General features: G+C 38.1%; 11 protein-coding genes and 2 pseudogenes. 2 read left to right on the forward strand and 11 right to left on the reverse strand.

Going from position 1 to position 15,144, the window contains the following annotated elements:
* Nucleotides 1–13: 13 nt before the first annotated feature.
* From ACQV1I_RS14575 to ACQV1I_RS14610, 8 genes are all read right to left on the reverse strand, one after another.
* A complete protein-coding gene (locus ACQV1I_RS14575; RefSeq protein ID WP_116335160.1) occupies nucleotides 14–1,918 on the reverse strand; it encodes a 6-bladed beta-propeller in 1,905 nt (634 codons plus the stop codon).
* Between the two features lies 1 nt (nucleotide 1,919).
* Nucleotides 1,920–2,933: a 3-oxoacyl-ACP synthase gene (locus tag ACQV1I_RS14580; RefSeq protein ID WP_201747448.1), complete on the reverse strand. Its 1,014-nt coding sequence runs from the start codon at nucleotides 2,931–2,933 to the stop codon at nucleotides 1,920–1,922.
* A gap of 26 nt (nucleotides 2,934–2,959) precedes the next feature.
* Nucleotides 2,960–3,373 (reverse strand): MaoC family dehydratase, encoded by a 414-nt coding sequence (locus tag ACQV1I_RS14585; protein WP_116335162.1) that lies wholly within the window; start codon nucleotides 3,371–3,373, stop codon nucleotides 2,960–2,962.
* A gap of 20 nt (nucleotides 3,374–3,393) precedes the next feature.
* A complete protein-coding gene (locus ACQV1I_RS14590; protein ID WP_116335163.1) occupies nucleotides 3,394–4,953 on the reverse strand; it encodes an o-succinylbenzoate--CoA ligase in 1,560 nt (519 codons plus the stop codon).
* Between the two features lie 19 nt (nucleotides 4,954–4,972).
* Nucleotides 4,973–5,593 carry a TetR/AcrR family transcriptional regulator gene (locus tag ACQV1I_RS14595; RefSeq protein ID WP_116335193.1) on the reverse strand — a complete coding sequence of 207 codons (621 nt, stop codon included), beginning with the start codon at nucleotides 5,591–5,593 and terminating at the stop codon, nucleotides 4,973–4,975.
* Nucleotides 5,594–5,720: 127 nt separating this feature from the next.
* Nucleotides 5,721–8,030, reverse strand: a complete 2,310-nt coding sequence (locus ACQV1I_RS14600; protein WP_116335164.1) for a M56 family metallopeptidase — start codon at nucleotides 8,028–8,030, stop codon at nucleotides 5,721–5,723.
* Between the two features lie 45 nt (nucleotides 8,031–8,075).
* Complete coding sequence (locus ACQV1I_RS14605) at nucleotides 8,076–8,477, reverse strand: BlaI/MecI/CopY family transcriptional regulator (RefSeq protein ID WP_094699597.1); 402 nt, start codon at nucleotides 8,475–8,477, stop codon at nucleotides 8,076–8,078.
* Between the two features lie 305 nt (nucleotides 8,478–8,782).
* Nucleotides 8,783–9,433, reverse strand: a complete 651-nt coding sequence (locus ACQV1I_RS14610; protein WP_116335165.1) for an anthranilate synthase component II — start codon at nucleotides 9,431–9,433, stop codon at nucleotides 8,783–8,785.
* A gap of 284 nt (nucleotides 9,434–9,717) precedes the next feature.
* On the opposite strand from ACQV1I_RS14610, the gene pabB reads away from it, so the two are divergent.
* A complete protein-coding gene (pabB, locus tag ACQV1I_RS14615; protein ID WP_236645908.1) occupies nucleotides 9,718–11,256 on the forward strand; it encodes an aminodeoxychorismate synthase component I in 1,539 nt (512 codons plus the stop codon).
* 229 nt (nucleotides 11,257–11,485) lie between these two features.
* On the opposite strand, the pseudogene ACQV1I_RS14620 reads toward pabB, so the two are convergent.
* From ACQV1I_RS14620 to ACQV1I_RS14630, 3 genes and pseudogenes are all read right to left on the reverse strand, one after another.
* Nucleotides 11,486–11,758: pseudogene (locus ACQV1I_RS14620) on the reverse strand (DinB family protein).
* 517 nt (nucleotides 11,759–12,275) lie between these two features.
* Nucleotides 12,276–12,851 (reverse strand): annotated as a pseudogene (locus ACQV1I_RS14625) (IS3 family transposase); the annotation flags it as partial.
* 509 nt (nucleotides 12,852–13,360) lie between these two features.
* On the reverse strand, nucleotides 13,361–13,501 hold the full coding sequence (locus ACQV1I_RS14630) for a hypothetical protein (RefSeq protein WP_161555129.1): 141 nt from the start codon (nucleotides 13,499–13,501) through the stop codon (nucleotides 13,361–13,363).
* Between the two features lie 248 nt (nucleotides 13,502–13,749).
* Here ACQV1I_RS14630 and ACQV1I_RS14635 point away from each other — a divergent pair, with 248 nt between their 5' ends.
* A complete protein-coding gene (locus ACQV1I_RS14635; RefSeq protein WP_236645909.1) occupies nucleotides 13,750–14,787 on the forward strand; it encodes a CgeB family protein in 1,038 nt (345 codons plus the stop codon).
* The last annotated feature ends 357 nt before the right edge of the window (nucleotides 14,788–15,144 follow it).

Raw genomic sequence — 15,144 nt, forward strand, 5'->3', positions numbered from 1 at the left:
GTCTACTTTTTACTTACTTGGATGGGACAAATTTTTGAATACGTTGCAACAGTCCATCCGCAATCCAAAGGGCTCCTGACGAATCAATCCCTAATCCCTGGGGAGAGAAAAAATCACCGTCTACTCCACTAAACTGGCCCCACTCCTCAAGAAATCTTCCCTCTTGATCGTATAGTTCCATTCGATTGTTCGAGGTATCCGTTACATAAACACGATCCTGCTTATCAATGGCAATACCGATTGGCAGGAATAAATCTCCCTTTCCTTCCTTCCAATTCTCCAACGGATCTGTTGAACCTGCTCCACCGTTTGTACCCCATTTGGTGAGAAAGCGTCCGCTATTATCAAATTTCTGAATACGATGATTATTACGATCTACCACATATACATTATCTTTTGAGTCGATGGCAAGTTGCATTGGCTGATTAAACTGGCCGTCTTTTGTCCCTTTTTCACCCCATTCTGTCATATAAATAAAAAATGGATTAAATTTTTGAATCCGATGATTCACTGTATCAGCTACAAAGATATTTCCTTTACTATCAACTGCTACACCTGCTGGAAATTGAAAAAAGCCACTGAGATACCCCATCGAACCATAGGTAGCTACAAAAATACCTGAGTTGGTAAATTTCTGAATGCGATGATTCACAGAGTCAGCAACGTATACAAATCCGTAAGCATCTATGGCGATCTGACGTGGAACAATAAATTGGCCAGGCAAACTGCCATAAGCAATAGGGCCACCATTTCCCAGATTGCTTCCCCATTTCCCCACCAAAGTCCCACTAGCGTTATACTTTAAAATCCTATGATTAAATGAATCGGCAACAAAGATATTGCCACTCTTGTCAATCTCTACATCAAATGGACCAGCATATTGCTTTTTGTCACCACGTGCCTCTCCGATAAAACGATCTACTAGCACAGCACTCAGCGTAGCATCTTTATAGACAACAATTCGGTTATTACCTGTGTCTGTTACATAAAATGATCCATTCCCATCTGGTAGGACCTGATTGGGATAGACTAAAATCGGAAATAGCCCCGCGGTATACAGAAAACGATCCTGCTGATCAAATTTCATTATACGATTGTTAAAAGTATCTGCCACGAAAAATGCACCCGAGGAGGGCTCAAAATTAATGCCTCTAGGAAAATTAAACTGATAGGGACCGATACCAGATTCACCTCTTCCAACCTGTCTTTCGAACTTCCCTTTATCTGTGAACACCTGTATTCGGTTGTTGAACGTGTCAGCAATGTATACCTCATCAGTCGGGCTAATTGCAATTCCTTGTGGGAGGGCAAGCTCTCCTTGCCCTTTCCCATAGGTTCCAATCGTTAGTAAATACGTACCATCTTGATCAAACTTTTGTACACGATGATTGTATTCATCAGTAACATAATAATTATTTTTGCTGTCAACCGCTAGCTCGCGTGGAAATCCAAACTCGCCTTCCCCTTTGCCACGAGTCCCCCAGCTTTTCAAAAAGTGGAATTGACTATCAAATTTTTGTATCCGGTAATTACCTGTGTCTGCTACTAGAATATTACCCAACTTATCAATAGCGACTCCAAATGGCATGTTGAACTCCCCTGATTTGTCTCCAAGACTCCCAAAGGTTTCTAAAACCTTACCAGACTTATTCATTTTCACAATCCGATGATTTCCCATATCAGCCATATATAAATTGCCAGAATGATCCTTCGCCATAGCGACTGGGGTTCGAAACATCGAAGAATCATCTGCGTGATTTCCCCAAGCTTCAGAATATGTAAAGCTCGAAGCAGCAACAGGTGAGCCTACTAGCAAAAATAGAGCTACTGAACAGATTATTGCGAGTAGTTTGGTCGTGAACAGCTTTTGATTTCTTGGTTGCTTATGGAAAAATATACGATTTTCCAGGCTTTTCATATTATGAATCCTCTCCCAACCATTCAAGAATGGTAGCTGCCCAGGTATAACCTGTACCAGCACTCACTGCTACTACAATATCTCCTTTATGTAACTGATGCTGCTCCTGTGCAAAGTGAAAACCAATACATGGGTCTAATGATGACATATGTCCATGATGATCCAAATAAATCGCCTGCTCCTCAGATAAGCCTAGACGTTGTAATAATTCTCGAAACATAGAACGCTTGGTATGCAACGGCAAGAGCAGTTTAATGTCCTTCGTGGTTTTCCCACTCTTTTGAAGCGCTATCTCTATTACCTTGATAAAAGTAGGAACGGAGACGGGATCAAGACGCTCCTTCATACTGGAAGGGTTGGTGACGTCAATATAATGGAGTCGCTCCTCTACCGTATCGTGGCTGGCAGGGTTTTTACTACCACCTCCGGGTACTTTGACATCATCGTGGAATGATCCGTCTGTGATAATAGCAGATTGCAAAATTCGACTTTTAGTAGCTCCACGTGTAACTAATGCAGCAGTTCCACCATCAGCGAAGTTAAACATGAACCGAGATCGTGGATTGTCGTAATCTATGATGGTTGATTCTTTGCATCCAGCAATCAACAGAATATTGTGAATACTGTTATCAGCCGTTAACATATCCTTTGCCACTTTTAATGCGATAGGAAAGCAGGAGCTTACATTCATAATTTCAAAGGCATACGCGTTTGTAGCACCTAGCTCATGCTGAATTTTAGCTGCACACGACCACACGTAATAATCCTTGTGCGGACTACCAAAATAGATAATGACATCAAGCTCTTCTGGACGAATTTTCTTTCCCACAAACGATTTTGCAGCTGCTACCGCCAGATCAGTTACATGAAGCGTGTCATCTGCCACATGCTTTTCATAAAGTCCAAACTTTTCAATAATAACCGATGCCGGAATACCCGTTTTTTCGGCTAGGAGGTCTGCTGTTTCTACGTGAGGAGGGAAGTAAACACCAGTCGCCTCAATTCCGATTGAAATGTTCGTCAGCTCACTTTGCTGTCTATTCATACCTTCTCCCCTTCTCTTGGCACAACCATGGTAGCTATTCCAGTAAGGACTACTTTGCCGTGCTGATTCGTGCATTCTGTTACTAAAGTCAAACTTCTTCGTTCTTCATTGAACTCTTGCACAGTAGCAGTTGCTGTGATGGTATCTCCAATAAAAACAGGGGCCTTAAACTGTAAGGTCTGATCTTTATAGACAGAACCTACACCTGGCAAATGCATTCCTAGTAAACGGGATAATAAGCTGGCTGTGAGTAGTCCATGGGAAATTCTCTGTCCAAACCGAGTATCACTTGCATATTCCTTATCAACATGGATGGGATTATAATCCCCACTTAATCCGGCAAACATCACAAAATCTGTTTCGGTAATGGTTCGGCTAAAAGAGGCACTCTGTCCGATCTTATAACTCATTGTTTCATCCACCTTCCTCATCAATGAATCGTTTCTATCTTTTGTAGAGCTGTTTTATTGATTTTTCCTGTCGCATTCCGAGGCAATTCTGATAAAAAAACGAAATATTTAGGCATTTTATATTTAGCTATTATCTGTAGGCACGCTTGTTGGAGCATTTCCTCGGTAAGCGTAGCACCTTCTTTTACAACTACAAAAGCCTTCGCTACCTCCCCCCATTTCTCATCCGCTACTCCAACCACAGCCACTTCAACTACCTCCGGCAATGAGCCAATCGCTTGCTCTACCTCTAAAGGATAAATATTCTCGCCACCAGAAATAATCATTTCCTTACGACGGCCAGCAATGTAGAAGAAACCATCTTCATCCTTTCTTGCTAAATCACCTGTATAAAACCAACCATTTCGTATTGCCTTTGCTGTCTCATTTGGTAAATTCCAGTACTCTTTCATCACATGGGGACCTTTAATTACCAGCTCTCCTACTTCTCCGTTAGCCACCTCCTGATCATATTCATCCACCAACCGAACTTCACAAAAGAGGACAGGTTTACCAATGGAACCAACCTTATGCGATGCATCCTCAGCTGAAAGCATACAAACAGTGGGTGATGTCTCCGTTAGACCAAAGCCCTGTCCAAAAGGAAGACCACGGTCTTGATAATACAAAATCAGCTCATGTGGGCAAGGAGCACCTCCGTTATAAAACCAACGGACACAGCTCAGGTCTGTAGTGGAAAACAATGTACTTCTTCTAAGCGCATCATGGATAGCCGGGACTCCCATAACGATTGTCACTTGATACTGTTGAATCATCTCTAAGGTTTTGTCTGGATTAAATCTACCCAAAATAACAATGCTACCTCCCGCAAACAACGTTGGAAAAGCAAACAGCCCAATTCCTCCTATATGAAATAAGGGAAGCAATATAATAGAGCGATCACTTGATGTAATATCTAGGGAGGTCAGATTATGAATCGCATTCCAGAACATATTTTCTTGGGTTAATACTGCTCCTTTTGGACGGCCTGTAGTACCAGAGGTGTAGCAGATTAGATAAGGAGCATTAGCATCTATCTTTTTATGAACGAGTGGTTCAGTTGATACCTTTTTGATAGCGTTTTCAAAATTAGATTCAATAACATTGGTTGCTAATTCTAACGTTTCTTCAGATAGAAACTGTTCTTTTTGATCCATACAAATAATTTGTTTCAAATGACCGTCCATTCCCAGTTGCTTGACTACAGGTTGAAATTCATGTTGCGTAAACAACACAGTGGTCCCACTGTCCTCTATCTGATAAGAAAGCTCACTCGCGGTCAATCGTGTATTGAGCGGAACCGCAATACCGCCTAGCTTAGCAATGGCAAACAACAATAAAACATAGGACGTGCTATTTTGTGATAAAATTCCAACCCGATCTCCAGCGGCAACCTGACATTCCTGTTGCAGAAATCGAGCGAACTGATTCACCTTTTGCCCCATCTCCTTAAAGGTAAGCTGTTGCTCTTCTGTAATGATGGCTATTCGATTAGGAGTATTCTGTGCTCGCTGGTCAATCCAGTAAGCAATCCCATGCATAGACATCCTCCTTTACTATTTACGTGTTCTCATCTTTTTTCCCCATACCTTGCAGAATAAAGCTCATCGCTGTTTCAAATACTTCCACTGGTACCTCCTGATTTTCCCAATAAACCCATCTCATGCCTAAAAACTGTCCAATTGACATCAGACAATAAGCTAACGTCTCCTTATCTAGTGAGCGAAAAGCCTTCTCTTCCATGGCAGCAGTCAAGCTTTTGATAAATCCACTCGCTAGCTTATCGTAGTACCAGCGATACAACGCCTCATCTACTAACACTGCTTGTTGTACAATCCCATATAGGTTCCGATGTTCTTTTACCCAACGAAAAAATGCTTGGAATCCAAGACGCAAAGCTTCTTCATGGGAATGGGCTGTAGTCACCTCAATCTTGATTTTGGAACGCAAATCACGGCTTAGTTGTCTGATTAGCTCTTCATAAATTGCTTTTTTGGAAGGAAAGTAATTATAAAAAGTGCCTTGAGCTACTTGGGCCTCTTGTGTAATCATAACGATGGACGCTTCATAGTATCCACTTGCACCAAATACCTGCTCAGCTGCTGTCAACAATTTTTGTCTAGTCTCTAGCCCTTTTTTTGTCATGTGTATCGTGGCTGTTTGCCCTAGTTGTCGCTCCATTTCTGACACCTGAATCACCTCTCAGTTTTTATTATAATTAGTTTTCAGATTTTTTCAATATTTTTATGTAAGCAAAAGGGATAGAGTCCAAATTCTTCTGACTGACTCCATCCCTTTGTTCCAACAATTATTTCATTGATTCTAGCTTATTTACATCAACCATTTTTTCTTTGATTAGAGAAGCTATCACCTTCTGTTGACTATCTCCATTTTCTGTAAAGGATACTTTGTAGCATATGTCATTTTCGAGCCAAAAATAAGAGGTGATATCTGGCTCTCTTGTAGAACTCATTTCCTCATCAATTTTATATGGTTCTGTTTTTAGTATTTCCCTTCCTTCTATGGTTACTGGTGTTACTTTGACAACAAATTTCTTTCCATCTATTCGCTCGAAAGGAGCATGCCCGTTCTTTTTCATATCCATAAACATTTTTCTATCCCTGATTTGGTTGAAGGAAAACCCTGAAATCCCATCTGTTTTCTGCTTATCCGTACTAGCAAATCTCATACTGAGTACTCTATATTCTCGTTCTGCCTCATTCTCTGGAAAGCTGAAATTTATTTTTTTCGTCACGTATGCCTCTTCTGCTATCCACTTGTTTGATAGTTTCATTGGCAATTTAGGGGTGAATTCAAGTAGTTTTTGAGCCTCTATAAAATCATCCTTATCATAAATGGGTATGATAAGATCATTATTATTAACATACCGATCATATAAGGCTTGATCAGGATATTTCATCGAGGTTATTATTTTTTCTACTTGTTCTTGGTTTTTTTCTGATAATTCTAGTTGGTACTGTATGTTGTCATTATCTAACCATATGAAATAATATTTTTTATAATTTTCATACAGTGGTGAAACGATAACTTTTGTTACCTCTAACCCATTAACAAATAATTTCTCCTTCTCTACTCGACTATAATCTTCTTTAATTTTCGCGTAAGCTGATTCAATCCCTAAACCCGCATTATTTGCCGATAAATTGAGTATACCGCTTCCATTATAACGTACGCTTACTTTGTTTATATCCTTGTGAGTTGTTTCTGTGCCCCTCTGAGCTGAAAGCAATTCCTTTGGATTAATTCTTATACTAATACCATAAAATTCATTATTTTCAGGTATATATTCAGGAACCTTAAACCTAAAACTAGCTCTCTGTTCCGCTTTTTGCAATCTATTACTATCTGCAAAACCGTCTATCCTTGCTTCCTCTTGCGTATCAATCTTGAATGAGTACGGATCAAATAGAATATGTTCATTTCTTAATTTATCGGCAGAACGAACCTCTGCTACCGACCCAGATGCATTGGTAAGCGTCACAGCACTTATCACAACCCCACATACTATTGCAACTGCCGACAGCTTGTACGATCCTTTTTTAAATATGCTAATCATTCGAATTCTCCTCTCTATTAAACCCTTTTTGCTAGACTTAGAAAAATAAAGAAGATGGGGACGCTCTCGATTGACAGAAAATCGTTTTAAAAAACTGATAATTGTCATCCCATAAGCTTCCGTCTCTTCCTCTCCAATTACCTCCAAGACATAGGCATCGCAAGCAAGCTCCATGTCGGCCCTCATTTTATTCATACAAATCCAAACCAAGGGATTCATCCAATGAATTGCGAGAGCAAGCATTCCTAACGTATTCCACAGGATATCTTTTCGCTTATAATGGGCAAGCTCATGAGACAGGATATGAGTGAGCTCTGAATCGCTCATCCCTCTGCATACCTCCCGAGGACAATATACCCATGGGCGAAGCTGTCCTACGATATACGGACTTTTTACGGTATCACCTGTATAAATGGGAATTGATTTGTCTATGCCAAATTTTTTTTGGCATTGATCCATGATGGATAATAATTTTGAATCTGTAACTTTTGTAAGAAAACGATTTTTTTGTTTCATGTTGTGCTTGTATCCATACAGCAGGTAGAGCATGACAGTGAAGCCTACTAACCACACAATTGATAATATTGTTATCCATAGTGTATACATACGATTACTAGATTCAGTACTTTCATCATTTTGCAGCTGATGACCCTCTGCACCTTGGGTAGCTGTTGTTGTAGCTTCAGGTTGAGCAAATCCAGGTTGATCATTTCTCAGTAGCTCACGGTTTACTTGATGTTCACCTTGCGGGTAGCTTTCCACGGCTTGTCCGAATATCCTATCCTGGTGATTTGAAATGAATCCCAAGCCCTTTAACACATAATTCGAACTGACTTCTAAAGCTGTAAAGATACTAATTGAGCTACTAGGAAAAGCAGGAACCAGCAGACGTATTACCACGATCAGCCAGAGTGCATAATGAATACGAGGACTCAAACGATGTGTAAACAGCTTCTTTATAAGTAGCACGAATAACGCCACAGCACTCGCACCTACTGAAGACTCGACTATCCAGAGAAAAATCTCATTTAGCATATTCATGTTTATTACCTTCTTTGAGAAAGTCTAGCAGATTCTTTCTATCCACTAGCATTTATCGCCTCTCTCGTGGTTTTTTTTCTGCTTGTCCTGCAATAATTTTTGTAGGTCATCAATCTCTTTTTCCGATAGATGGGCTTCTTCTAAAAAATTGGTAACCATCATACCTGCCGCACCACTAAAGACTCGCTTTAAAAAAGACTCGCTTTCTGCTCTTCGGCTCTCTTTTTCAGAAATAAGAGGATAGTATTCATAGCTTCTTCCTGATCTTTCATAGCCAATGGCCTCCTTCTTCAGTAATCGATTTAAAAACGTACGAACTGTTTGCTCGGTCCACATGATGTCTTTGGGTAAAGCATGAATGATATTCTCAGCTGTGATCGGATTGTCCTTCCAGATGATCTTCATAATTTCCCATTCAGCTTCTGAGATTTTGGGTATGTTAGTCATAAATCACCTATCCTTTTATATTTACAGATGTAATAGTAATTCTTGGTTTAAATATTACATCTGTAAATTAAAGTTGTCAAATGATATTATTCCAATCAATTCTACAAGGAAGATATCCTCTCGTATGGAAATGTACAAAAAAATGAAAATGATATACATTTGGCTAGCTAATTAAACAAGTCAGGAAAAATCACTTCAATGGAAAGCTACCCGAATAGAAAAAATAAAAAATCCCCTCCAATGCGCTCCTAAACTCACGCTATCTGGAAGGGGAATCTACATTATTCAAGTCTCTTATGTTCGAATTAAATGACTAGACATTTCGAATGTAAATGTTGATTTGCAGAGCTCTCTATTTGCACTTTTTCTGAAAACTGATAGTTTCTGGTCAGCTCTGTAAAGTTTTCAACTAATTGTTGGCCAAATTCAGTACAAATCGACTCTGGATGAAACTGTACTCCCCAAATGGGCCGTTCTTTATGACGCAATCCCATAATGATGCCATCACTTGTCCACGCTGTTTTCTCAAGACAATCAGGGAGCCTATCCTCAACCATAAGTGAGTGATACCGAACCACTTGAAAACCTTGTGGGATTCCTCTAAACATCGGCGACTCATTATGCCAAATTTTGCTCAATCTCCCATGCATCGCCTCTGGTGCATGAGTTACTTTGGCACCAAATATATGACCAATCCCCTGATGCCCCAAACAAACCCCAAAAATTGGGACTTCGGCTTCACGCAAGACCTCTCGGCAAACCCCAAAATCCTTTTCATTTGTAGGAGTTCCTGGTCCAGGTGAAATGACAATGTTATCAAACGACAGGTTCTGTAATTCCGACCATGTAAATTGATCGTTTCGAACGACTGTTGGTAACACTCCACTTGTAGACGCGAAAAGTTGATAAAGGTTGAACGTATAGGAATCATAGTTGTCAATTAATAAAGTCTTCAAAGTCTTTACTCCTTTCCATTGCAGAAAGCCATGCTCGCATCACACTGGAATTGTTATTTCGATAATCTTTGTTTTCAAGTAGCATGCTGTATCAATAATAAGCGAAAATCGACGATCAATAAATCATCTTAAGATAAGTAATTCCATCCAGATTTCCCTTGATCCACTCACAAGTCTTTTAGACTTCTCAAAAATTAATTTTGCAATAGGTATCATTTTTATGTAACTATCTAAGGGAGACCATTTTAGAGAAACAATAATTACGTATTAACATATATAAGGAGATGTGTATTTTGTCTAACATTCCACTTCATTCAGTTGTCCCTCAGGGGATATCTCGCAAAAAGACAGATACATTGCCAACTGTCAAGGTTATCAGCCGAAAAATAACGATGTATGTAGAACCAGAAAGAGTATTTCTTCATTTATTCTCAACAGAAGCATATACGTACTGGCTGGATAGCAGTCGTGTAGAATCAAATTTGTCACGTTTTTCATTTATGGGAACAAACGATGGTCCACTAAGCCAAGTGATTTCCTATGAAACAGCGACAAAACAGATCAAAATTAAGCATTCCACAGGACAAGCTAAAATCACTGAGAGTATTTTGGATTATTTAGACCGTGAGCTATACACTATGCAACAAGAATCTGCTGAATTGCCTTTTGATTTTAATGGGGGATTCGTCGGTTACTTTGGCTATGAATTAAAAGCAGAATGTGGCGCTAAGATACACCACACTGCGACAACCCCTGACGCAATGTTTATTTATTCCGATCGCATGATTGCTTTTGATCATCAGGAAAAATGTATCTATTTGGTTAGTATTGTGCCATCTGATGAACCCGCTTCAGCTGATCAGTGGTTTGAAAATATGGAACAAAAGCTAAAAAACCTTCCACTGCAACCAGCTTTAGAAATCCCAAATACAGATGGCAACCAACCACTTTCGTTTCAGTTGAGTCAATCACACTCACAATATGTAGATCACATACAAGCATGCAAGCAATATATTTTAGACGGAGAAACATATGAAATTTGTCTAACAAATAGAATTCGAACTCAAGAGAATTTTGATCCAGTATTGACCTATCGAATTCTACGCGAGATTAATCCAGCTCCTTACTCCGCCTTTTTCAAGTTTAATGACCTAAGTGTCTTATGCTCATCTCCAGAGCGATTTCTAAAAATCGATCAAAATCGATTGGTTGAAACCAAGCCTATAAAGGGCACAATAGGTCGTAGTTCTGATCCTGAGGAGGATATGCGCCTTAAAGAACAATTACGTAGCAGTGAAAAGGACAGAGCCGAAAATCTCATGATTGTCGACCTTCTGCGTAATGATTTAGGGCTAGTATGTGAAACTGGAAGTGTTTGTGTACCCAAATTAATGGCTATTGAATCCTATCAAACCGTACACCAGATGGTATCTACCATTCAGGGGACACTCAGACCTGAATTATCAGCTATCGATTGCATACGTGCTGCTTTTCCAGGAGGTTCAATGACTGGAGCTCCTAAATTACGAACGATGAAATTCATCGATGAATTAGAAACGGATGCTCGTGGCATCTATTCTGGAGCCATTGGATTTCTCGGATTAAACGGAACGATTGACCTCAACGTTGTCATACGAACGATTGTGATGTCCCCACAATCTACAACAATAGGTGTAGGAGGTGCCATTGTAAGTCTATCCGATCCAGAACAGGAATTTGAGGAAATTTTGTTAAAAGGACATGCTTTAATCAAAGCGCTAACCATTTCTCGTTATGGAAAATTTGACGAACAGCTATGGACGTTACATGATACGAATGCTTGAGTTCGTATATAGCCAAAGAATCAATGCTTAGAACATGGATGATAAGCGAAAACTCTGACGCATTTACTTTTTTACCATTTTTTCAGCTATCTGTCTTCACACCTTTTTGATGGTGAGATCTATTGTAAACAAACAATAGCTCACATCAAAAAGGTCCATTCGTCCCCTTTCCCCCACGATGCATATGGTCAATAAACTAGATAAACTAGAATAATACTTGGTTAAACTCCTAATCTAGGTATTCCCGCCCAAGAAAACTTGCAGAAACTGGTTTTCTATGTAATTCTCTCGCCCAGACAGATAGTTGACCAATATGATGAATCTCGTGTTCCTTGGATGGCACAAATCCAACTATATTCGACATCAATAATATGCAAAAGAGTATACAGAATATTGTCAACTTCCCCAATCCGATTCATCAACAGCTCTTCTGTAGTAAGTGCTTACACCACTCTAACCATTCATCTCTAACCTGCCAATTATACTGAAAAAATGAAAACATGAACATCACTCCGTCCTAATATGGAACAAACTCATCTATCATTATCCCAGATCGAACGAATGTTCTTTTATTGTAGAGTGAAATATTATATGAATCAAATAAGAAATGCATTATTTTGAAACAAGCTTGATTATTTTGCGAAGATGTCTAACATTGACCTGCCACGGATTCCAATTAATTTCCATCTATATCATAATGAGGTATTGATATTCGATCTTCCCTTATAAAATATCCAATATTAAATTTATGTACGGTACCTAACGAAATACCCTCCTCAATCCAAGTCTCATGAGGAAGTTTGCAAAACACACCTAATACCAGAGGGTTGTGCACTAATAAAGACACTCTTTGTTTCTCTTTCATTTGATACTTTCTTATCCAGTTCCAGTCATCAATGATGTGACTTTCCTTTATTACATTGGTTAAGGTTAAAGTTAAAGTCATTCCAGTAATTGAAGAAACAGTTTTACCACATCATTAAATGATATTTCAATACCTCTTGCCCGATTAGCTCTGATTAATAATTCATAGATATTGAAACTGGACTGTCAACGCTAAAATAGACAGCTTTTTTAAGGCGTTCAAGTTTATATTGAATAGGGCTCTTGTAACCAAGGGTCCCATGTATTCTAATAAGATTGTACCAATAGATATAATCCATTAATTCCAGTTCCAATTCTTTTAAACAATTAAAATGACGTCCTTTGACAAACTCGATCTTAAAAATTTTAAAGGTTGCCTCTGCGACTGCGTTATCGTATGGGCATCCTTTTACACGTAGCGATCGTTTGATTTTAAATGTCTCTAATGCTGCATCAATTAATTTGTTCTTGAACTCGTTTCCTCGATCTGTATGGAAAAGATTGATATGTTCTAAATTGCCGGGGATAGAAGACAATGCTCGATAGACTAATTGTGCATCTTTGTCTGGACCAGCACTATACCCAATGATTTCTCGATTGAAGAGATCGACAAATAAACATACATAATTCCACTTCTGATTGACTCTTACGTATGTTAAATCACTAACAACAACGGCTCTTTCTTCTTCCTGTTCAAATTCTCGATTTAACTCATTATGAATCGTTGATTCATATCTATAAATGGATGGATGATAGAGTTTTCCATGCATATCTATTACCTGTTTTTATAAGCAGTCTAATAAATATAATTATAATTGATTATGACTTAAACAAAAAAGAACTAAGCACCTTTGAATCCTTTTAAGATTGCACTATTTGATTAATACATATATTCGATGGAATAACATTGACTATCTAATAGACGAACGTTGAATACTGATTCTGAGTTGAAACATTTAGTGGATTAAATACTGCTGCTGTTATTAGACCAAGCACTATAGAACATGATTTAACACCTAACATAAATATCACTCCTCTATCATTGTTTATTTTACTTCATAAGTGATATTTCATTTGTAAAATCATCACTTGTAGTATATTTCTGTTATATAACGTATAGACTATTGATATAACCTGCACTTATTTCCTATATGGGAGATATGCAGGTTTTCGTTGTTTTAGGACTCGTTCTGCTCAAAATATTCGTTAATATCATCAATTCCAGTCTCTCTTCATCATATCATGACAACCATTCTTGTTCTTCTTCATCCCAATACACTACAACAGTAGCATTTGCATAATCCGGTTTGATGTTATTGTCATACTGAAATAGATCATAATCGGCAAGTGTGTTGTATATCAGTCCTGCTTGTTCGCCAATATGTAATTCAAATCATTTTAAAAATTCTCTTTTTGATTACAATGATATGATTATGAAAATGTTTACTCCATTAAGAAATAAAACTACTATAGCAAAAACTTTTTTATGAAGTATCATTACCTTTATCCCCATTTTCAAACCATTCTTTCTATTCCAGCTAAATCACCCAATCATTTTTTCTTCAAAAAACATATCCTGTAACAAATTCAAAAGCCATCTTACCAGTCCTGTATAGGAGTTTTTTTCGTATGAATGGACTTATTGCTCCATATAATTTTATGATGAGGAGTTACATCATGAAAATTTTAGCTATACTATCATTTGATATTTTTCGCTATTCAATTGGAAATGCGCTTGAAAAGCTAGGTCACGAAATCATTTATTTAGAAAATTTTAATGAAGACACACTGGAACAAGCAATTAATACATTTCATCCAGATATGGCATTTAGTATGGGATGGGATATCTGGCATGTGTCATTCCACAATGAAGGAAAGTTCCCTTTAGTTAAAGAAATTCTCCAAAAACATAATATTTTTCATGTTTATTTTGCTGAAGAAGATTGGCTACACCATCAAAAATGGTCACTTTTATATGTTAAAACGATTGAACCTAATTATGTTTTAACAAGAAGTACTACTTGCATACGAAATTATCTTAATTTAGGGATACCTGCTACGTTCTTTAATGTAGGCTGTAATCCCGCTTTTCACAAACCTGTACCAATTAATCTAAATTATCAATGTGATGTCGCTTTAATTGCAAACGGGCATTTTGGTCAAAGTGAAGTTAGACATAAGAGTATTTCTGATCTTATAATTCCTCTTTTCGAGCAGCCTTTTCATACTAGAATCTGGGGAAAAAGATGGGAAAATGTTCATCTTCACCATAATAAAATAATACCTCCTGAAATGCTACATGGTATTTTACCCTATATTGAAACACCAAAGGTTTATAATTCTGCAAAAATCTCCATTAGTTTACAAAGCTGTAACGATCAATTGAGCAATCGCACTTTTGATGTCTTGTCATCAGGAGGTTTTTTACTTACTTCTGATACCCCAGCAGTTCGTATCAACCTTATTCCTGAAGTAAATTGTGTAGTCTCCAGTTCTCCCGAAGAGACAGTAGAGAAAATTAAGTATTATCTAACGCATGAAGATGAACGGATTCGAATCGCAAAGACTGGACGTGATTACGCGATTAAAAACTTTGCCTATCAGAAAACCCTTACTGAGATTTGGCCGAAAATTTTAGCTGAGTATAGAAAAGCTATGTATCGATAAAGATGCATTCCCAGAGTATTAACCATTATGTATCCATGACCGCCCCCTTTATTACCTTGGAGTACAATATTATTGGCTGAACATTAGTTTATAGAATAAAGAGAGAAAGCAAAAGAGACTTTCCTTCTATATCATAGAACGAATCGAATCTATGACCAAATCAAAATTGATAAAATGAAGGTACGGTTTTCACATAGTGGATTACTTCTTAGCAAGCTTAAAAGGCTTGCTAAGAAGTAATCCAATTGTTAAGGATAAGCTTCACCAGTATCCTATGTTAGATTAAATTCTATCCCAACTGGACAGATTTTAAAAATAGAGAAACCTAGAATACAAGATAGAAAGGGTATCCACTAG

The organism is Brevibacillus sp. JB24b (assembly GCF_051713385.1).
In the GTDB taxonomy this organism is placed as follows: Bacteria; Bacillota; Bacilli; order Brevibacillales; family Brevibacillaceae; genus Brevibacillus_B; species Brevibacillus_B laterosporus.